The 20,581-nt window shown below is 68.9% G+C and carries 14 protein-coding genes; 9 read left to right on the plus strand and 5 right to left on the minus strand.

Annotated features, from left to right (window positions below):
- Positions 1-69: 69 nt before the first annotated feature.
- Positions 70-690: a hypothetical protein gene (locus ACXRVZ_RS17090; RefSeq protein ID WP_458232614.1), complete on the minus strand. Its 621-nt coding sequence runs from the start codon at positions 688-690 to the stop codon at positions 70-72.
- 23 nt (positions 691-713) lie between these two features.
- On the minus strand, positions 714-1,895 hold the full coding sequence (locus ACXRVZ_RS17095) for an FAD-dependent monooxygenase (protein ID WP_457423103.1): 1,182 nt from the start codon (positions 1,893-1,895) through the stop codon (positions 714-716).
- Between the two features lie 70 nt (positions 1,896-1,965).
- On the opposite strand from ACXRVZ_RS17095, the gene ACXRVZ_RS17100 reads away from it, so the two are divergent.
- The 3 genes from ACXRVZ_RS17100 to ACXRVZ_RS17110 all read left to right on the plus strand — a co-directional run bounded on the left by ACXRVZ_RS17100 (position 1,966) and on the right by ACXRVZ_RS17110 (position 9,367).
- Positions 1,966-2,946: a potassium channel beta subunit family protein gene (locus ACXRVZ_RS17100; RefSeq protein WP_457423105.1), complete on the plus strand. Its 981-nt coding sequence runs from the start codon at positions 1,966-1,968 to the stop codon at positions 2,944-2,946.
- A gap of 75 nt (positions 2,947-3,021) precedes the next feature.
- Positions 3,022-6,192 (plus strand): diguanylate cyclase, encoded by a 3,171-nt coding sequence (locus ACXRVZ_RS17105; RefSeq protein WP_457423107.1) that lies wholly within the window; start codon positions 3,022-3,024, stop codon positions 6,190-6,192.
- 193 nt (positions 6,193-6,385) lie between these two features.
- A complete protein-coding gene (locus ACXRVZ_RS17110) occupies positions 6,386-9,367 on the plus strand; it encodes a P-loop NTPase fold protein (protein ID WP_457423109.1) in 2,982 nt (993 codons plus the stop codon).
- On the opposite strand, the gene ACXRVZ_RS17115 is transcribed toward ACXRVZ_RS17110, so the two are convergent.
- Positions 9,364-9,987 (minus strand): hemerythrin domain-containing protein, encoded by a 624-nt coding sequence (locus tag ACXRVZ_RS17115; RefSeq protein WP_458232615.1) that lies wholly within the window; start codon positions 9,985-9,987, stop codon positions 9,364-9,366. The genes ACXRVZ_RS17110 and ACXRVZ_RS17115 overlap by 4 nt on opposite strands.
- A gap of 110 nt (positions 9,988-10,097) precedes the next feature.
- Here ACXRVZ_RS17115 and tkt point away from each other — a divergent pair, with 110 nt between their 5' ends.
- The 5 genes from tkt (at position 10,098) to gap (ending at position 15,962) form a co-directional block, all read left to right on the plus strand.
- Entirely contained in the window at positions 10,098-12,125 is a 2,028-nt protein-coding gene (gene tkt, locus ACXRVZ_RS17120) for a transketolase (RefSeq protein ID WP_458232616.1), read from the plus strand.
- A gap of 80 nt (positions 12,126-12,205) precedes the next feature.
- On the plus strand, positions 12,206-13,183 hold the full coding sequence (locus ACXRVZ_RS17125; protein WP_458232617.1) for a hypothetical protein: 978 nt from the start codon (positions 12,206-12,208) through the stop codon (positions 13,181-13,183).
- An 85-nt stretch (positions 13,184-13,268) separates the two neighbouring features.
- Entirely contained in the window at positions 13,269-14,255 is a 987-nt protein-coding gene (locus ACXRVZ_RS17130) for a hypothetical protein (protein ID WP_457423117.1), read from the plus strand.
- 87 nt (positions 14,256-14,342) lie between these two features.
- Positions 14,343-14,888 carry a hypothetical protein gene (locus ACXRVZ_RS17135; RefSeq protein WP_457423119.1) on the plus strand — a complete coding sequence of 182 codons (546 nt, stop codon included), beginning with the start codon at positions 14,343-14,345 and terminating at the stop codon, positions 14,886-14,888.
- Positions 14,889-14,963: 75 nt separating this feature from the next.
- The gene (gene gap / locus ACXRVZ_RS17140) at positions 14,964-15,962 is read left to right on the plus strand and encodes a type I glyceraldehyde-3-phosphate dehydrogenase (RefSeq protein ID WP_457423121.1); all 999 of its coding nucleotides are present in this window, start codon (positions 14,964-14,966) and stop codon (positions 15,960-15,962) included.
- Between the two features lie 408 nt (positions 15,963-16,370).
- Here the strand turns inward: gap and ACXRVZ_RS17145 are convergent, their stop codons facing one another.
- Both ACXRVZ_RS17145 and ACXRVZ_RS17150 read right to left on the minus strand, forming a co-directional pair.
- A complete protein-coding gene (locus ACXRVZ_RS17145) occupies positions 16,371-17,048 on the minus strand; it encodes a cytochrome b/b6 domain-containing protein (RefSeq protein WP_457423123.1) in 678 nt (225 codons plus the stop codon).
- On the minus strand, positions 17,026-17,526 hold the full coding sequence (locus tag ACXRVZ_RS17150; RefSeq protein ID WP_457423125.1) for a rhodanese-like domain-containing protein: 501 nt from the start codon (positions 17,524-17,526) through the stop codon (positions 17,026-17,028). The genes ACXRVZ_RS17145 and ACXRVZ_RS17150 overlap by 23 nt, the downstream gene beginning before the upstream one ends.
- 312 nt (positions 17,527-17,838) lie before the next feature.
- Here ACXRVZ_RS17150 and ACXRVZ_RS17155 point away from each other — a divergent pair, with 312 nt between their 5' ends.
- Positions 17,839-20,565 (plus strand): TonB-dependent receptor, encoded by a 2,727-nt coding sequence (locus ACXRVZ_RS17155; RefSeq protein WP_457423127.1) that lies wholly within the window; start codon positions 17,839-17,841, stop codon positions 20,563-20,565.
- Positions 20,566-20,581: the final 16 nt, after the last annotated feature.

Raw genomic sequence — 20,581 nt, forward strand, 5'->3', positions numbered from 1 at the left:
TCCAGGCCCGGCAGGGGCGCCGCATCCTCCCACCGCCGCCGCCGCGTCACAACCTATGTCGGTGGGACGTCACTCCACGTCCAGCGTGTAGGTCACCGCCTGCGATATCCCCGGCAGGATGCCGCCGAAGTTCAGTGTGTAGCGGCCCTTCTTCAGCGGGCCCAGCGCCACGTAGAAGCCGTTGCCGGCGGCGCGCGTGTCGTCGTCCTCGKCGACATGGAAGCAGCGCCGCGTGGCCTGGCGGTGCGCGGCCAGGCCGTTGAAGCGCTTGCCGTTGACCTCCAGCACCAGGGCATCGGGCGCGGGCGTCAGGTCGGCGGCGCGCTTCTTGAGCGAGGCGCAGGACTCGTCCGCGTCATCGGGCTCGAAGGTGACGTAGTTGATCAGCGGGAAGAACAGCGTCTTGCCGGCCGGCACGCGGCAGCTGCGCACGGTGCGCGCCGTGCCGTAGGTACCGGCCAGGAACCAGACGGGGCCGTCCTGCCCGGCAGCGCAGAAGCGGCCGTCGCGGTCGGCGACGGGGCTCTCGTCGTCGTCGAAGGACCAGGCCCAGCGCCACCAGCGCTTGGACCATTCCTCCTGCGAGGCACCGGCAATGGGCTTGGCCGCAGGGATCAGCGGCACGGTCTGGGCCTGGGCGAGCGGGATGCCAAGCAGCAAGGCCGCGGCGAGGGTGAGCTTGAACTGCATCGGATTTACCTGGTGCGGCCGGGTCAGCCGCCAAACATCATGCGGCGCGCCACGGCGGTCTTGATCGGCGTGGCCAGCTCCAGGCCGGCCAGCGCCAGGCCGCGCAGGCCCGGCAGGCCCGGCAGGCGCCAGGCAAAGCTGCGGGCGAGGAAGTCGGTCGCGGCGATCATGGGCCAGCGGTCGGGGGCGCGCTGGCGGTCGATGCGAGCCAGCGTGGCGTCCAGGCTGGCGCCGGTCTCGGCCGCTTCGCGCAGCGCGTCGACCAGCGCCTGGGCATCGCGCAGGCCAAGGTTCAGCCCCTGGCCGGCGACCGGGTGCAGCGTCTGCGCGGCGTTGCCGATGCGCAGCGTGCGGCCTTGCAGCAGGCGGGTCTCGGCGTTCAGGCCCAGCGGGAAGCACTTCAGCGCCGAGATGGCTGTGAGCCGGCCGGCGGCGGCGGGCAGTTGCTGCTGGATGACGACCAGGCGCTGGGCGTCGTTCAGCGTGGCGATGTCGTCCTCGGCCTGCGGCAGGCACCACACCAGCGCCGCGCGCGGGCCCTGCGCGTCGTCGGGCAGCGGCAGCAGGGCCAGCGGACCGTTGCGCGTGAAGCGCTCGATGGCAAGGCCTTGCAGGCCGGGCGCGGCCAGACGGACCGTGCCAACCCAGGCGTTCTGGTGATAGTTGCTGGTGATCGACTTGCGGTCCTGCTCGGCGAACACGCCGCCCTCGGCGACGACGGCGAGGTCGAAGCGCTCGGCCAGGTGGGCGTCGCCGCTGTCCAGCTCCACGCCGTCCGCCTCCGAGCGAATGGCGTGCACGGGGGTCCCAAAGCGCGTGAACAGCCGCTGCGGCTGCTGCGCGGCGCGAGCCAGCCAGCGCTGCTGCAGCGGCGCTACCAGCGCGCCGTAAGGCAGCACGGCGCCGAGCTGCGGCACGCCCAGATCGGCCGCGCGGATGCGCACCTCGCCCGAGATGGGCGACGGCGGCGCCTGGCTGACGTGCACGGTCTGGATGGCCTGGGCCACCTCCGGCCGCCAGGCGGCCAGGCGCTGCAGCAGCCGGATGCTGCCGAGGTTGAGCGCCAGCGTGCGCGCGTCGCCGCTGACGTCGCGGTCCAGCGGGCGGGTGTCGAAGAGATGGATCTGGGCGGCCGGCAGGCGCTCGGCGGCCAGCAGGGCGAGCGCGAGGCCGGCGGGGCCTGCGCCGATGACAGCTAAGTTCATGTCCCTAACGATACCCGGGCAGCAAGCCGCCTTTAAGCTGCCGCCCTTTCCTCACCAGCAGGACTCCCCCATGCAATACCGCCGTCTCGGCCGCGCCGGCCTCCAGGTGTCCGAACTCTCGCTCGGCTCCTGGGTCACGTATCACAACCAGGTCGACACCAAGGCCGCCACCGAGATGCTGGCCGCGGCGTTTGACGCCGGCATCAACTTCTTCGACAACGCCGAGGTCTATGCCCAGGGCGAGAGCGAGGTCGTCATGGGCCAGGCCTTCAAGGCGCTGGGCTGGAACCGGCTGGACTACATCGTCTCCAGCAAGTTCTTCTGGGGCCTGGCGCGGGACGGCGTGACGGTCAACCGCAAGGACACGCTGAACCGCAAATACCTGATGCAGGCCGTGGATGCGTCGCTGAAGCGCTTCCAGCTGGACCACCTGGACCTCATCTACTGCCACCGCGCCGACCCCAACACGCCCATCGAGGAAACCGTCTGGGCCATGAGCGACATCATTCGCCAGGGCAAGGCGCTTTACTGGGGCACCAGCGAGTGGAGCGCCGGGGACATCCGCGCCGCCTGGGAGATCGCCGAGCGTCACCACCTGCACAAGCCGGTCGTGGAGCAGCCGCAGTACCACCTCTTCCACCGCCGCAAGGTCGAGCAGGAGTTTGCGCGGCTGTACGACGAGATCGGCCTGGGCCTGACGACCTGGAGCCCGCTGGCTTCGGGCCTGCTGACCGGCAAATACCGCAACGGCATCCCCGCCGGCAGCCGCGGCGCGCTGGACAACATGGCCTGGATGCGCGAGCAACTGCAGGACAAGGCCAAGAACGATGCTGTCGGCAAGCTGGCGGAGATTGCCGCCGAGCTGGGCTGCGACACGGCCCAGCTGGCCATCGCCTGGATCAATCGCAACCCGCGCGTGTCCACGGTCATCCTGGGCGCCAGCAAGCTGGAGCAGCTGCAACACAACCTCGCCGCGCTGGCCGTCACGCCCAAACTCACGTCGGAAGTCATTGAGCGCATCGACGCCATCGCCAAGCCCTTGGCGAGCTGAGATCAGGAACGATTCACGTCGACTGAGGGCAAGACCCGGCCTGACCACCCTTGCCGCTGCATGAGAATCCGCCGCATGAGGGTTTTCACAAAGAGGGGTTGGGCAGCCCTGCTGATCGTCGCGGCAACGGGGCTGGGGCTGACGCAAGGCGCGGCCGCCGTCGTGCCGCGCTTCGAGCCCATCGGTGAGCCGGGTGCCGTGCGGGACAACGTCGTCTCCGCGCTGGCGCAGGACGCGCGCGGCCTGCTCTGGGCCGGTTCGCCCGAGGGTCTGCTGCGCTTTGACGGCTACACCTTCAAGCACTACGCGCTCGCCGCGCCCGACGGCCAGCTGCTGCCCGAGCAGTTCGTGCGCGCCATGCTGCCCGACCCGCGCGGCTGGATGTGGGTGGCCGCCGGCAACAGCGGCCTGGTGCGACTGGACCTGGCCACCGGCCGCTGGGCGCGCTGGGCGCGCGACGGCAATTCCGCCGACGAGACCGCCCCCGCCGCCAACACCGTGCGCACGCTGGCGCTGGAGAGGGACGGCACGCTGTGGATAGGCGGCAGCGGCGGCCTGGACCGCTTCGACGTCAAGGGCGAACGCTTCACCCACCACCGTGGCAAGGAAGACGGCCTGCCCGACCCGCGCGTGCAGACGCTGCTGGTGGACCGCCAGGGCACGCTGTGGATAGGCACCTGGCGCGGCCTGGCCCGCAAGGCGCCCGACGGCCCCATCGAGACGCTGGACGTCGGCCTGGGCGACCAACTCATCACGCTGCTGGCCGAGACGCTGGACGGCCGCATCATTGCCGGCACCGCCCAGGGCCAGCTGCGCGCGCTGGCCACCACCGGCCAGCCGCTGCCCTTCAGCGCCGGCGCCCAGGCGGACGGCAAGGCCAGCGTCTGGCCCGTCATGGCCATGGCCCAGCCGGATGCCGACGAACTCTGGTTTGGCGACTCGTCGGGCCTGTCGCGCCGGCGCGCCACCGACGGCAGCCTGATCGAACGCCTGCCCGCCACCGGCAGCGGCGGCGGTGCCGCCACCGGCCCGCGCAGCGACGTGCGCGCGCTGATGCGCGACCCCTCCGGCACCATCTGGGCCGGCAGCTACGGCGGCGGCCTGATGCGCCATGTGCCATCGCTGCCAGGCCTGAGCATGGTGCGCGACGGCGCCGGCACGACCGCGCTGGACGTGCGCAGCATCCTGCAGCTGAAGAACGGCGAGGTCTGGATGGGCACGCTGGCCGGCGGCATCGAGCGGCGCGACCGCCAGCTCCAGCCCATCGCCCTCATCGCACCGGGCGTCGGCGGCCTGCCGGCCGGGCGCGTCAACGCCCTCGGGCAGACGCAGGACGGCTCCGTCTGGGTGGCTGTCGACACGCAGCTGCTGCGCTTTGACGAGCAGGGCCGCTGGAAGGAGACGCTGCGCAGCGGCAATGCCGTGCCGCGGCGCTTTTACGCTGGCGAGGACGGTGCGCTGTGGATCGCCACGCTGGACGGCCTGATGCGCTGGTCGCCTGGGCGGCCGCAGATGCGCGCCATCCCGACGGCCGGCCTGGTAGGCGGCACCGGCGAGGTCAACGCCTTCGCCCGCCTGCCCGACGGCAGCCTTTGGGCCGGCGGCGCCGCGGGGCTGTTCCGCGTCGCCAAGCCTGATGACGAAGAACCCGTGGCCGAGTGGATCGAGCCCAAGGGCCTGACCGGCCAGACCGTGCTGGGCATGTCGGTGGACCAGGCCGGCCGCCTGTGGGTGGACACCGGCACCGGCCTGCACCGCTTGGTGGAAAGCCACGGCAGCCAGGCGCGCTTCGAGGCTGTGGCCGCGTCGGACGTGGGCGGGGCCTTTGGCGCCAACCTGCTGTTCGACAAGCAGGGCCGCATCTGGTCGCAGCGCAATATGTACGACCCGCGCAGCGGCGAGCGCCGCGAGCTGGGCGCGGCCGATGGCGCCGACCTGGGCACCGGCTGGTTCCGCGCGTATGCCCAGCTCGACGACGGCCGCATGCTGTTCGGCGGCGCGCGCGGCCTTCTGGTCATCGACCCCGAGCGCTTCTCGCCGTGGTCGTACAAGCCGCCGCTGGTCATCTCGGAGCTGCGCGTGGACGGCGAGGAGCGGCCGCTGCCGCCCGGCGACGCCAAGCTGGTGCTGGCGCCCGGCGAGAACGCCTTCAGCCTGGCCTTCGCGTCGCTGGACTACAGCCAGCCCGGCCGCAACCGCTATCGCTACCGGCTGCAAGGCCTGGACGACGGCTGGGTGGACGGCACGCTGGGCCGCACCGCCACCTACACCAACCTCTCGCCCGGCCACTACAAGCTGCACGTGCAGGGCAGCAACCGCGACGGCGCCTGGGGCCCCAACGAGCTGCTGATCGAAGTGGATGTGCGCGCCGCCTGGTGGCAGACGCTCTGGGCCCAGATGCTGGCCGTGGTCGCGGTCATCGGCGTCGTGGCCGGCATCGTGCGCGTGCGCACCAGCTGGCTGCTGCGCCGCCACCGCGTGCTGGAGGCGCGCGTGCAGGAGCGCACCGAGGCGCTGGAGGCCGCCACGGCCGCGCTGACGGCCAAGTCCATCGAGCTGGAGGAAGCCAGCCTGACCGACCCGCTGACCGGCCTGCGCAACCGCCGCTTCCTGGACCGCCAGCTGCCCGCCGACGCGGCGCTGGCCGTGCGCCACTACGAAGCCATGGCCAATGGCTCCAGCGCGCCCGTGGCCGGCGGCAGCGAGCAGGACTTGCTGTTCTTCATCATCGACATGGACCACTTCAAGCGCATCAACGACGCCCACGGCCACATGGCCGGCGACGCGGTGCTGACGCAGATGCGCGGCCGGCTGGAGCAGGTGTTCCGCTCGTCCGACTACCTCGTGCGCTGGGGTGGCGAGGAGTTCCTCATCGTCGCCCGCGGCACGCCGCGCAGCCGCGCCGCCGAACTGGCCGAGCGCGCCCGCCAGGCCATTGCGGCCCAGCCCTTCGAGCTGGACGGCGGCTACCGGTTGTCGCTGAGCTGCTCGGTCGGCTTCAGCGCCTTCCCGCTGTGCACGCGCCTGCCGGCCGCGCTGGACTGGCACAACGCCATCGACCTCGCCGACGCTGCCCTCTACGAAGCCAAGGACGTGGGCCGCAACGCCTGGATAGGCCTGCTTGAAGCCAACGCGGCCAACGAGACTGAACTGCGCGACGACGCCCGCCGCCGCCTGGACGACTGGGCGGCCACGGGGCGGCTGACGCTGGTGACGTCTTCAGCCGAGCGGACAAAGACGGTCTGACACCACCCGGGCGCGGCATAGGCGACGTTGAATAAGTCCCCGCGATGCAGCGCGCCCTGGTTTGGGATGGGCTGCAAGGCGCAAACCGCAGCCATAGCGGGCTATGGCGAGGATTTGCAACGCCGCAGGCCGCCCAAAGCAGGGATGCGCTGCGCGTGAGGGACTTGTTCAGCGTTGCCCTAGCATCGGCGCCATGCCGCCGCACACCCAAACGCTCGCTTTCGGGCACGCCGCGCTCGCCAAGCGCATCGTCGCCGAGCTGACGGCCAGCCTGCAGCCGGGCGCCGGCAGCAGCACCGAGCCGGCCCTGGTCGTGGGCGTCTTTGGCGAATGGGGCGCCGGAAAAAGCCGGCTGCTGCAGACCGTGGCCGAGGCGCTGCCGCGTGGCGAAAGCGAACAGTCGCTCAACGTCGTCGTGCCCTTCAACGCCTGGCGCTACGAGCGCGAGGAGCACCTGCTGGTGCCGCTGCTGCGCGTGGCTCAGCAGTGTTTGCGCAAGGCGCTGGAGGACAGCCTGGGCGCCGACATCCGCCGCAACGAGCGCCTGTCCGACCGCCTCGTGCTGCTGGGCGACCTGGCCCAGACCGTCTACCAGCACGGCGGCCGCGAGCTGCTGCAGACGGCGCTGGCGACGCAGGGCGTGGTGCTCAAGCTGCCCGAGCTGAAGGCCGAAGCCGGCAAGGCCCCACCCTCGGCCTGGGCCCGCTGGGGCCAGCGCCGCGAAGCCATGCAGCAGGCCCGCCGCCTCGCCCTGCCGGCCGACGCGCTGCACAGCCTGTACTACGACTTCCTGGAGCACCTGAAGGCCGTCACCGGCCGCAACCCCAAGGCACTGGCCCTGCACCGCCAGCGCCTCAAGTACCGCGGCCTGGGCTGGTGGCCGCGCCTGAGTTGGCGGCTGCGCGCCAGCCTGGGCTGGCTGGGCACGGGTGAGCTGCCAGCGGAGAGCGACTTCCAGCTCAATCTCGTCTTCCTTGTCGACGACCTCGACCGCTGCCTGCCCGACAAGGCCGTCGAGGTGCTGGAGGCGATCAAGCTGTTCCTGGAGGTGGAGGGCTGCGCCTTCGTGCTGGCGCTGGACGAGGAGGTCATCGAGCGCGGCATTGCCCACCGCTACCGCGACTACGCGCTGCAAGGCCGCGAGGGGCTGACGCCCATCACCGGCGCGGAGTACCTGGAGAAGCTGGTGCACCTGCCGGTGCGGCTGCCCAGGCCGACCGGGGCGGCGGCGCGCGACTTCCTGGCCGACAAATGGCCGGCCTGGTTCGCCGACGCCTCGGGCCAGGCCAACGACCTGGCGACGCTCGTCACCGCCATCACCCCGGGCGTGCCGCGCAAGCTGCACCGCATGACCTCGCTGCTGGCCCTGGCCGAGGCCCTCGGCGCTGGCGACGCCAAGACGCCGCGCCGCCGCGAGTGGCTGGCCATCGTCTGCGCGCTGCAGCTGTTTGCGCCGGCGCTGTACCGCTATCTGCGGCTGCACGGCGCGCAATATCTCATCACGCTGTCGCAGTGGCGCACGGACGCCCTGTTCCGCGACGTGGCGGGCCTGCGCCTGGCACTGCAGGGACAGGTGCGCGGCGTGGATTCGCCCGTGCGCCTGCAGCACCAGATCGTGCTGCTGCGCCTGCCCGACCTGTGCGAGGCGGCGATGAACAACCGCTCCGGCTTCGACCTGCTGGAACTGCTGGCGCGCGTGGGCGAGCTGCACGAGAAGGCCGAGCTGAAGGGCGCACAGCTGGGCGCGCTGATGGTGTTCACGGGCCTGGACGCGGCGCCTGAACCGGCGCCGGCGCCGACTTCGTCAGCCGTGCCGCCGCCCGATGCGGTCTCGCCGCCGGTGGTGCCCGCCACGCCCGCTGCGGTCGCCCCGCCCGAAGCGGTGGGTGCCGTGGAGGCCGCCGCGCTGGCCGTGGCCGAGCCCCAGGCGCCCACGTCGGGCCTGGAGCCGCCCCAGGAGGCCCGCCTGGAGAACGAACGCGCGCTGGTGGAGGCGGTGAACTCGGGCGAGCTGGAGCTGGTGCGCGTGGCGCTGTCCCGCGAAGGCGCTGCACTGCGCGACCGCGTGATCTCGTATGCCCTCTGGGGCATGCTGCGCGCCAGCCGGCTGACGGAGCAGCTGCGCGCCTGGGCGGAGCGCGGCGCGCCGGCCGATCAGACGCAATTCCTGCTGCAGGAGCTGCGGCCGCATCTGTCCCAGGTGGCGGCGTTCGACCTGCTGAGCCAGTTCGGCCTGCCGGTGCTGCGGGTGCTCAAGCGGCCCGACTGGGCGCAGGACGTGCGCACGGGCGACAGCCTGGCGCTGCTCGCGCCGCCGCTGCTCGCCGGCACGGACGTATGGCTGGAAACGGTACGCAGCCATTCGGCGGCCGACTGGCACATCCCCCGCGGCTGGGCCTGCGCGACGCAGACGCTGAGCGCCACGGGTCCGATGAGCCTCAGCTTCGGTTCGGATGAACGTCAGGGCGTGCACGCCGCCTTGCACCTCGGCCGGATCGAGCAGCGCCTGCGCTGGGTGCCGCCGGGCAAGCTCGCCATGGGCTCGCCCAAGGGACCGTCTGAGGAGGGCGAGCTGCACACGGTGAGCTTGAGCCGGGGGTTCTGGATGGCCAACACCGCCTGTTCGCTGGCGCTGTGGTGCGCCGTGATGGAGACGACGCGGCCGCAACAGGACGACACGATGCCCATCACCGGCATCAACGCGATGGATGTCGAGGACTTCCTGGGGCTGCTGGCCCAACAGTTGCCGGGCTGCGAGGTTTCGCTGCCCAGCGAAGCCGAATGGGAGGCCGCCTGCCGGGCCGGCACGCGCACGGCCTGGGCTTTCGGCGACGAGGTCGGGCCGCAGCAGGTGAACGCGGGCGGTACGTCCCCGCTGCCGGTGGCCGGCCTCGCGCCCAACGCCTGGGGCTTCTTCCAGATGCACGGCAACGTGGCCGAGCTTTGCCGCGATCTGCTGGTCGACTCGCAGCGCACCGCCGAGGCCTGGGTCGATCCCGAAGGCCAACCCGGCGCGCAAACAGGCTGGCACGCACTGCGCGGCGGCTCCTTCCGCAGCGACATCGGGCGGACCCGCTCGGCCGCCGTCGACCGCGTCGAACGCAGCGTGCGCCGCGACGACGTGGGCTTTCGCTTCATCATCCGCGCACTCGAGGCGCCCGGCGCCGAGGCCTAAACCCCCAACGCCGGCCCCCAGCCGAACGGCGCCGGCAGCGCCGCCAGGATGCGCTGCCGCAGCGGCGCATAGGCCTCGTCCACCGACTGCCCCGCGCGGGGTGCGAGCGGGTCCTGGTGGCTGCCGAAGGCCTCGTCGAGGTCGGCCCAGTCGTCGGCGCTCAGGAGCTGCACCGCGCGCGGCAGGATCTCGACTTCCTCGCGCTTCATGTGGCGCAGGTAGCGCACCGAATAGACCTTGAGCTGCTGCTCGAACTTCTCCCGCCGCGCCTCGCCCATCTGCTCCCAGGCCAGCAGACTGTGCTGCAGCTCGCGGATGGCGCGTTCGCCCTGGGCGTGGTCGACCTCCAGGTCGTCCAGCGTCTCGCGCAGCGCCGGCGCCAGCGCGCGCAGCTTCGGGAACAACAGCTCGCTTTCCTTTTTGTGATGCAAGCGTTCTGGAAATTCGTCGACATAAAAGAGCATGGCCCGCAGCGCGCCGAAGTCCGGCGGCCCACCACCGAGATCTTGGGCGCGCTGCTGCGCGGCCAGCAGCAGCGGCACGGTGCGCAGCATGGCCGCAAGGGCGTCGTGCTCGGCGCGGATGACCCGAACGGCGAGCGGCATGGTCAAGGCTGACATGCCGCCAAGCGTCGCGCGCCGACGACGCGCCGACCTTGCGCCAGATCAAGACTTGAAAGAGTCGCTCCGTAGAATCCCTGGTTTTGCTCCATCCCAAGAAAGCCTCGGCCATGACTGCATCGACCGCCTCCCCCACCCTGATGGCCAACGCGATCCGCGCACTCGCGATGGACGCGGTGCAGGCGGCCAACTCCGGTCACCCCGGCGCGCCCATGGGCATGGCCGASATSGCCGTSGCRCTGTGGGGCCRSCACCTGCRSCACAACCCGSSCAACCCGCWSTGGGCCRACCGCGACCGCTTCGTGCTGWSCAACGGCCACGSCTCCATGCTGGWCTACGCGCTGCTGCACCTSACSGGCTAYGACCTGCCGATSARYGAGCTGCGCAACTTCCGCCAAATGCACAGCAAGACGCCGGGCCACCCCGAAGTGGGCATCACCCCCGGCATCGAGACGACCACCGGCCCGCTGGGCCAGGGCGTGACCAACGCCGTCGGCCTGGCGCTGGCCGAGAAGCTGCTGGCGCGCGACTTCAACCGCGAAGGCCACGAGATCGTCGACCACCACACCTACGCCTTCCTGGGCGACGGCTGCCTGATGGAAGGCATCAGCCACGAGGCGGCCTCGCTGGCTGGCGCGTGGAAGCTGAACAAGCTGATCGCCATCTACGACGACAACGGCATCAGCATCGACGGCCAGGTTGCGCCCTGGTTCGCCGACGACACGGCCAAGCGCTTCCAGGCCTATGGCTGGCACGTCATCGGCCCGGTGGACGGCCATGACGTGGACGCCCTGGACGACGCCATCGGCAAGGCCAAGGAGAGCAAGGACAAGCCCACGTTCATCATCGCCAAGACGGCCATCGGCAAGGGCTCGCCCAACCGCGCCAACACGAGCAAGGCCCACGGCGAACCGCTGGGTGCCGAAGAAATCAAGCTGACCCGCGCGGCTCTGGGCTGGGAGCACGAGCCCTTCGCCGTGCCCGCCGAGGTCTATGCCGCCTGGGACGCCAAGGCGCGCGGCGACAAGATTGAGGCCGAGTGGGACAAGCGCTTCGACGCCTACGCCAAGGCCCACCCCGAGCTGGCCGCCGAGTTCCAGCGCCGCATGGCCGGCGTGCTGCCCGCCAACTTCGCGCAGGTCGCCGTGGACGCCGTCGTCAAGGCCCACGCCGAGGCGCAGACCGTGGCCAGCCGCAAGGCCAGCCAGCTGGCACTGGAAGCCTTCACGCTGAACCTGCCCGAGTTGCTGGGCGGCAGCGCCGACCTGACCGGCTCCAATCTGACCAACACGTCGTCCACGCCGGCGCTGCGCATCGCCGCGGACGGTACGCCCAACAACGGCCGCCATATCAATTACGGCGTTCGCGAGTTCGGCATGGCGGCCATCATGAACGGCGTGGCGCTGCACGGCGGCTTCATTCCCTACGGCGGCACCTTCCTCACGTTCAGCGACTACAGCCGCAACGCCATCCGCATGGCCGCGCTGATGAAGACGCGCGTCATCCACGTGATGACGCACGACTCCATCGGCCTGGGTGAAGACGGCCCGACGCACCAGTCCGTCGAGCATGTCGCGTCGCTGCGCCTGATCCCCGGCCTGGACGTCTGGCGCCCCGCCGACACGACCGAGACGGTCGTCGCCTGGACCATGGCCATCGGCAACGCGCAGCGCCCCAGCCTGCTGGCCCTGTCGCGCCAGAACCTCGCCTACTCGCCCAAGACCAACGTCGACGAGATCGCCAAGGGCGCCTACGTGCTGTTCGACCCCGTCAGCGCCAAGGGCAAGAGCAAGGCCGAGGCGGTCATCATCGCCACCGGTTCCGAGGTGCAGCTGGCCATGGCCGCCAAGGCGCTGCTGGCCGACGAAGGCATCAAGGTGCGCGTGGTCTCGATGCCGTCGACCAATGWGTTCGACCGCCAGGACAAGGACTACAAGAAGAGCGTGCTGCCCAAGGGCCTGCCGCGCGTGGCCGTCGAGATGGGCGTCAGCGACTTCTGGTGGAAGTACGGCGTGGACGCCGTCGTCGGCATCGACACCTTCGGCGAATCGGCGCCGGCCGGCGTGCTGTTCAAGCACTTCGGCTTCACGCCGGAGAACGTCGCGGCGACCGTCAAGGCCGTGCTGAAGAAGAAGTAAGCCGCCGGTCTGCGCTACAAACCCGCCCTGTCATCACGGACAGGGAGAGTTCGACCATGCGCAGACTGATCACGGCCTGGGTGCTGGGCCTGTGCGCCTGGGGCGCGCAGGCCCAGACGGACATCGTCGGGAGCAGCGAGGCGCAGCGCCTCGGCTGCCTGGTCAAGCCCGCTGCCACGCCCAGGTATCCGGAGCGCAGCAAACTGGACGCCGGCTTTGGCGTCATCCGGCTGCTGCTGACGTTCAGCCGACCGGATGCGAAGCCTGCCGTCCAGGTGCTGTTCAACACCGCCCGCACTGACATGCAGGACCAGGCCTACCGCTACGCCGAGGCTTTCCGCCTTCCCTGTCTGAAGCCCGAAGACGGCAAGGTGAGCGCCGTCCAGGAACTCCAATTCCGGAATCACGATGGTGACCCCGCCCCGCTGTTGGCGCATGCTGAAGACGACACGTCGGACTGCTTGGTCAGACCTCGGACGGACATCAACTACAAACCGCACAGCAGCTTGCTGCCGGGCAAGCCCGAGGTAGAACATCTGGTCGCCCAGATCAGGTTCTCCGGCGATGGGCGGCAGCCCCCTGAGGTGAACTTTGCCTACAACAAGGCATCGTCGCGGTTCGAGAAGGCCGCGCGCCAATGGCTGGCCGAGTTCCGCATGCCCTGTCGGGGCGCTCAGGACAAGCCGCGCACGATCGAGCAGTACTTCGTCAAGGGGGCCGCAGGCAGGTCTCGCCACGCCTTCACGCACTCGCAATTCACGTTGCAGGAGTTCATCGACCTGATGCGGGAACCGGAGAAGCAACCGGCTCGCTTCGACCTCAACTCGATGGGCTGCCCGTTCAAGGTGGAGTTCACCGTCGGCTCGGAGAAGTGGCCGCACCAGGCGAGCGTGGCCGGCCGCACCGACCCGAACAAGGTCCTCTTCCTGCGCTGGATGGCCAGCCTGCGGTTCGACTTCGAGTCGCCTGACGTCGCGGACGACGTCTTCGGCAGCCGGTTGCAGGTGGATGTCCCGTGCGGCGTGGTCAGCTTTGAAACCGATCCCGGCGCAGGCTGACGCACACCTCAGTGGAGTGCCCAAGGCGGCCGCCTGCGGTTTTGCGCTACAACCCCGCCCTGTCACCAAGAACAGGGAGTTCGACATGCGCAGCATGCTCACGGCATGGGCGCTGGGCCTGTGCGCCTTTGGCGTGCAAGCCCAGACCGCAACAGACGATCGCAGCGGCGAGGCCACGCTGGCCTGCCTGGTACGACCGGCCGCGCCAACCTACCCTGCCAAGGCGCTGGCGCTGCGCACCAACGGCTTCTACCGCGTGGAGGTGACGTTCACGCACGCCGACGGACCGCCGGAATTCAAGGTCGCGTTTGGTGCCGGCTCGGAAGAGCTGCTGCATGAGGCCGAACGGTACGTCCGGCAACTGCGCCTGCCCTGCCTTGCGTCAGGGCAAAAGGTCGCCTTGCTGCAGGAGATCCGTTTCAGCGGCATCGGCGATGGGGACATCGCCACCCCGGCGCCGCTGAATCTGCCCAGGGCACCCAATGCCCGCTTCAGCGCCTGCCTGCGCTCACCACCCGAAGGCCCGAAGCTCAGCGAACCCGCGCAGTTGCAGACGTTCCAGCGCGAACTGAAAAACGGCAATCTCGTCATCGACTTGAGCTTCACTGCGGCCGACCAGCCGCCTGAGGTCAAGGTGGTTTACGACACGCTCAACCGGCGCCATCACAACGACGTGCTGCGCCACGTTGAGCAGTACCGCGTGCCCTGCCTGGGTGCGGGTGAGCACTACGCCGTACGGCAAACTTTCCACGTGGGCTTCTCCAACAACCGCCAGTTTGCGTTCAAGGATGTCGGCATCGCGAAGTTCCTGTCCACGGTCAAGAACCTGGAGGCTCGCCCGGTCGACTTCGATCTCGACACCATGGGCTGCCCCTTCCGCTTGCGCTTCGAGCTGGGCCGCCCGGCTGTTCGCAACCGCGTCACCGAGGTGGATGCCCGCAACCCGAACCGACGCGGCCTCATCGCCTGGCTGGAAGAGCTCGAACTGACGCTGACGCCTGAAGAGTTCGAAAGCCTGCTCGGCGCGCAGAGGTTCATCGATGTGCCCTGCGGCACGGTCAAGCTGGGCTGAAGCCTGATGGAAATACACAGCCAACTGGTCCTTGCTCCGGGCGCCCTGGACGGCACCCGGGCACCCGCGCTCTGGACTGGCGTGGGCTTGCTGGCCCTGGTCGCCATCTTTTGTGGCGCCCAAGCCGGGCGCAACGTGCCGGCGAAGTGGACCGACCTGCAGAGCTTCGAACTCGTGCCGCTGACCGCCGTCGAGTTGATCCAGGAGCGAACCGGCTCATTCGCCACGACGCCTGTTTCGCACGGCGAGGTGCTGTTGCTGGCCTTGGAAACGCCGACGCCCCCGGCGCTGTCGTCGGCGTTGATTCCGCTGAGCACCAACTGGGCCCTGCCCATCCACGCCGATCTCAAATTGGGTTTCTCGCGCATCCGCGCGTTGAACCACAACAGCGCCACCTGGACGGTGAGCCTGTTTGACAAGCAGGTGGTGCACATCGCGTCCGCCGACGGCGAATTGCTGCGCTACCGGGAGTTCCAGGACGCCTGGCAGCACAGGCGCTGGCGCATGGTCGCATTTGCCGGCGCCAGCGGGCTGGCCGCCGCGCTGCTGGCGCTCTTCTCTCGCCGCCTGTTGGCCGCGCTCGCAGCCCGCGCCGGGCGATCGCAGGCTTCGCCACTGCTGAAATCGCTCTGAAACCTCTTCGTTACTCGAATCGCTGAGAATCGGCGCCCCGCGCGAGAATTTTTCATTCCTCTGGAGACTCATCCCATGACCATCAAGATCGGCATCAACGGCTTTGGCCGCATCGGACGCATGGTGTTCCGTGCCGCTGTCGCGAACTTCAAGGACATCGAGGTCGTTGCGATCAACGACCTGCTGGAACCCGATTACCTGGCCTACATGCTCAAGTACGACAGCGTGCACGGCAAGTTCGAGGGTGACGTCGCCGTCGAGGGCAACACGCTGGTCGTGAACGGCAAACCCATCCGCCTGACGGCCATCAAGGACCCGACCGAGCTGAAGTGGGCCGAGGCCGGCGCCGACATCGTCATCGAGTCCACGGGCATCTTCCTGGACAAGGCCGGCGGCGAGAAGCACCTGGCTGCGGGCGCCAAGAAGGTCATCTTCTCGGCCCCGTCCAAGGACGAGACGCCGATGTTCGTCTTCGGTGTCAACCACACCAAGTACGCCGGCGAAGCCATCATCTCCAACGCGTCCTGCACGACCAACTGCCTGGCCCCGCTGGCCAAGGTGCTGAACGACAAGTGGGGCATCAAGCGCGGCCTGATGACCACCGTGCACGCCGCCACCGCGACGCAGAAGACCGTGGACGGCCCGAGCAACAAGGACTGGCGCGGCGGTCGCGGCATCCTGGAGAACATCATCCCCAGCAGCACCGGCGCCGCCAAGGCCGTCGGCAAGGTCATCCCCGAGCTGAACAAGAAGCTGACCGGCATGGCCTTCCGCGTGCCCACCTCTGACGTGTCGGTCGTCGACCTGACCGTGGAGCTGAACAGCGAAGCCACCTACGCCGAGATCTGCGCCGAGTTCAAGGCCCAGAGCGAAGGCGCGCTGAAGGGCGTGCTGGGCTACACGGAAGACAAGGTCGTCGCGACCGATTTCCGTGGCGATGCGCGCACGTCCATCTTCGACGCCGAAGCCGGTCTCGCGCTGGACACCACCTTCGTCAAGCTGGTGTCCTGGTACGACAACGAGTGGGGCTACTCGAACAAGGTGCTGGAGATGGTTCGCGTGGTTGCGGCCTGATCGGCATCTGCTAAAGACAAGGGGCGCCGCTGGCGCCCCTTTTTTTTGATAGGCCTTTGCGCGTTGGTTTAAGAAGCGGCAGCGACGGTTTGGGCGCAGGAGAGCGGGCAGACCTGCTGCTGCGTGTCCCCCGGCCGCTGCGCGGCCTCCTCCTTTACCTCCGCATCAGGCCTGCCCGCTCTCCCGCTTGGCGTTGCATTGGGTTGCTCGTCCCAAGTCACCTTCGGTGGAACGGCCGGGATGCGGGTGCGCGCACTTGCGCAGGTAAAGGAGGAGGGCCGCTTGCGGCCCGGGGGACACGGAGCAAGTGCGTGCACCCGCGTCCCGGCATAGCCCGGTCCTCGCAAATGCCATCGAGGCCTTCCTGACGCGTCACGAATCAGTGCGCAAAGCGCCTTGTTTTATGGGTCAGAACAGCAACTGAGCCGCGCCCGCTAGCGCTACCGACAACAGCGTCAACACCCAGCTGACGCGCCCCGCCGACGTGCTCACCGCACCCGGCGCGCGGCCTGTCCACATCGCCTGCAGCAGCGGCCGCTTCAGCCACAGTTGGTAGACGGCGATGGCCAGCACATGCAGGCCCAGCCAGACGTACAGCGCCGTCGCGGCCAGCTTGTGCCAGCCGGTGAGCTTGAGGCTCAAGTCCTCCTCCACCCAGCCCGACCAGGGGCCGGCAAAGCCGATCTCGTCGTTGCCGAGCAGGCCGGTCGTGACCTGGAAGATCAGCAGCGCCAGCACGGCAAACACGGACAGCGCGCCCAGCGGGTTATGTCCATGCCCCTGCCAGCGCCCGCGCAGATAGGCCCACACGCGCTTCGGCGTGGGCAGGAACTGCCAGAAGCGCGCATAGCGGGTGCCCCACAGGCCCCAGCTCAGGCGAAACACCAGCAGGCCCGCAATGGCCTGGCCGGCGCGGCCGTGCCAGACCATCCATGGCCCGCCGAGCAGGCCAGTGGTGATGGCCGCGGTGACCAGCCCCACCAGCGCCCAGTGGAAGACGCGCAGCGGCAGGTCCCACACCAGAACAGGCTGCTGCGTCGGCACGGCGGCGCTCACATCGAGATCAGGGCTGGCGGGCAGCGACATCCGTTCCTCCGGCAGCGGATGCAGCAGCGCGGGGCGCGCGCGGCGGCGGCGCCTGCAAGTGGGCGACGGCCTTGCCGCCCTCGTTCTCATAGTCCTCGCTGCCCGTGGCGCCGACGACCTTGAAGCCCTTGGCCGCCAGGATGTCGCCCGCGACACCGGCGCGCACGGCGTGGTTGGACACGGTCAGGATGAGGCGGTCCTTGGGCAGGTAGGCCAGGTGCTTTTCCAGGTCGCGGTTCTGAATGTTGAGGAAGACCGGGAAGCTGCCGTACTTGATCAGCTCGTCCGGGCGGCGCAGGTCCAGCACCAGCAGCTTGTCGGGCTGGGCCAGCAGCGCGTCGACCTCGGGGGCCTTCAGGCGCGGGGTCTTGTTCTTCCATTCAGCGGCGGCGGCAGGCGCAGAGGCGGCCGTCTGCGCGTGAACGAGCGAGGTGGCGCCGAGCAGCGCGGCCAGGGCAAGGGTGGTGAGTGTCTTCATGAGAGGTTTGCAAGTGAGTGGGCAGACCCCGCTCACAGCGCAGCTTCCATGCCAGCCCTGGCGCCCCGAAAAACGCGCTGAAGACCTCAGAACTGCGCCCTCACCACCAGCGCCTGCTGCCGCGCTGTTGATCGCGCAACAGCACCGCGAGGTCGGTACCAGCAAGACCCGGCACCCAAGACGAAAAACCAGGCGCAAAGCACCCAAAACCGCCGCAGCCAACGCGGAGCGCATCAGCTTAGACGCCCACCGTATTGGGCACGCTTGCTGCAAAGAAGTGGCCGGTAAACATCCTTCCGCTCACTTCGACCCATGACCCAAAAATTCTTTCGTCTGCGCCCACTGACCGCGCTCATCGCCACGCTCGCCGCCGGCAGCGCCTTTGCGCAGGACGCTACCCCGCCCGCCGCCGAAACGCAGGAACTCGGCGCCGTCACCGTGCGCAGCCGCAACCGCATCGAGAAGCTGCAGGACGTGCCGCTGTCCATCTCGGTCATCCAGGGCGACGAGCTGTCGCGCCTGAGCGCCACCGGCATCGAGGAAATCACCAAGCGCGCCGGCAATGTGTCGTGGAACCTGGGCAACCAGCGCACCAGCTCGCTGTCCATCCGCGGCATCGGCAAGGTCGGCCAGACCGAGGCGCAGGACCCGAGCGTGGGCGTCATCGTCGACGGCGTCTCCTTCGCCTACAACGCGCTGACGTCCAGCTTCGACTTCATCGACATCGACACCATCGAGGTCTCGCGCGGCCCGCAGGGCACGCTGCTGGGCAAGAACACCAGCGTCGGCAACATCATCTTCAACACCAAGAAGCCGTCGTTCACGCCGACGGCTGACTATGGCGTCAGCTTCTACCCGCAAAGCCGCGGCCTGCAGGCCTGGGCGGCCGTGGGCGGCCCCGTCGTCGACAACGTACTGGCCTGGCGCGGTGCCTTCTCCGTGCAGCGCGCGGAGGGCGACATCGCCAATGAATACAACCGCAACGTCACCTACACGAACAAGGATCGCGTCTCCGGCCGCGTGCAGTTCCTGTACCGCCCGAGCGAGGACTTCAACGCCATCGCGCGCTTCGAGATCCAGCCCCGCGCCGGCGAGACCACCAACGGCCGGTCCTTCAGCTTCGCGAACAAGTACACCTACCTCAACGGCGACGCCATCCCGGCGTCCAGCACGTCGACCGAGGCGCGCCTGAACCGCCGCTGGTTCAAGGACGTTGCCAGCTACGACATCAACGACTACTACAACACGCTCAACAACGACGCGGCACGCGCCCTCGTCACGGGCAGCAGCGGCGCCTCGCTGGAGGCCAACTGGAAGGTGGCCGGCGAGCACACGCTGACGTCCATCACCGCCTTCAAGAACTACCACTTCAACGCGGTCAACGACGAGGGCACGCCCTTCGACATCTCGCGCAACTCCGGCGGCTACTGGAACGACTACAAGCAGGTCAGCCAGGAAGTCCGCATCAGCTCGTCGACCGGCGGCTTCGTGGACTACCAGGGCGGCATCTACCTGCTGCGCGTCAAGAACTCGGCCCAATACAACCGCATCTGGGGCAACGACGCGGGCGCCTGGAACGCCAGCGCCTCGCAGTACGCGACGCTGGACGCCGACGGCGCCGGCCGCTACCTGATGTCCAGCTCGTTGGCCAACGTGAAGGCCGCCGTGAACTCCACGCCGGGCGTGCAGTTCATCGACAACAAGAGCGCTGCCATCTTCGGCCAGGCCAACTGGAAGTTCTCGCCCGAGCTGACGTTGACGACCGGCCTGCGCATCACCCGCGAGGACCGCAAGAACCTGACCTCGTCGGAACTGCTGGACCCCGGCAGCGCGCCCGAGTTGAACCCGGTCACCATCAACAAGGTGGAGTTGGGCGGCGTCGACACCTACTCCAACACCGGTGCCGCGAAGTACGTGAAGGACGGCAAGGTGGTGACTTCGACGACGCCGGGCGCCGTGCTGGTGGCCGCCGGCACGACCGCGTTGCCGACCATCGCCATCACCACCGACACGACCGATGCGGCGCGCGTCGCCGCTGGCGTCGTGGTCGCCAACAAGATTGCCTCCAAGTATTTCGGCGTCTCCACCTGGGCCGCGCTGACCGATCAGCAAAAGCGTCAGGTCGCCGTCGCCAAGGCCATCCGCCTGGGCCAACTGGGCGTGCTGTTCAACCCCAAGTACGTCGAGCCCTACAAGGCCACGCAGCCCTCTTACACCATCAGCCCGAGCTACAAGTTCACCAAGGACATCACCGGCTATGCCGCCTACCAGCATGGCGAGAAGGCGGGCATTGCCCAGGCCTACAACGGCGAGTCCTACCCGGTGAAGGCCGAGAAGACCGACAACTTCGAGATCGGCTTCAAGTCGCTGCTGCTCAACAAGACGCTGATCCTGAACGCCGACATCTTCCTGACCAACATCAAGAATTACCAGCAGTCGGTGCGCGTCTTTGACGTCTACAACACCAACCTGAACATCGATGCCGGTGTGGCGACCCCTGGCGTGTACGCCTCCATCACAGGCAACTCGCCCAAGGTGCAGGTCTCGGGGCTGGAAATCGACGGCGTCTACAACGGCATCCGCAACGTCTCCTTGCGCTTCTCGGGCGCGTACAACAAGGCCGTCTACAAGGACTTCAAGAACGGCGCCTACCCTGCCGAGGAGGGCAACCTCGTCACCGCTGCCAATCCGTACAAGGACTACTCCGGCCAGACACTGGCCGGCGCACCCAAGCTGAGCTGGAACATCGGCGGCGACTACCGCGTGCCGGTGTGGGGCGACAAGCAGTTCCACGTCACGGGCAACCTGGCCTACTCGGGCGCCTACCTGTCGGACAACGCGGGCTCGATCTACTCGCGCATCCCGTCCAGCTACAAGGTCGACTTCGCCGTCGGCCTGGGCAAGCTGAACAAGTCCTTCGACGTCAGCCTGCTGGCCAAGAACCTGTTGAACGACGACACGCCGCAGTCGCTGAGCTGGACGAGCGTCTCGCCGGCAACGCCGCGCTCCTGGGGCATCCAGATCACCGGCAAGTTGTGACGACTGTTCATCCATC

The sequence above is a fragment of the Roseateles sp. P5_E8 genome (assembly GCF_054177665.1).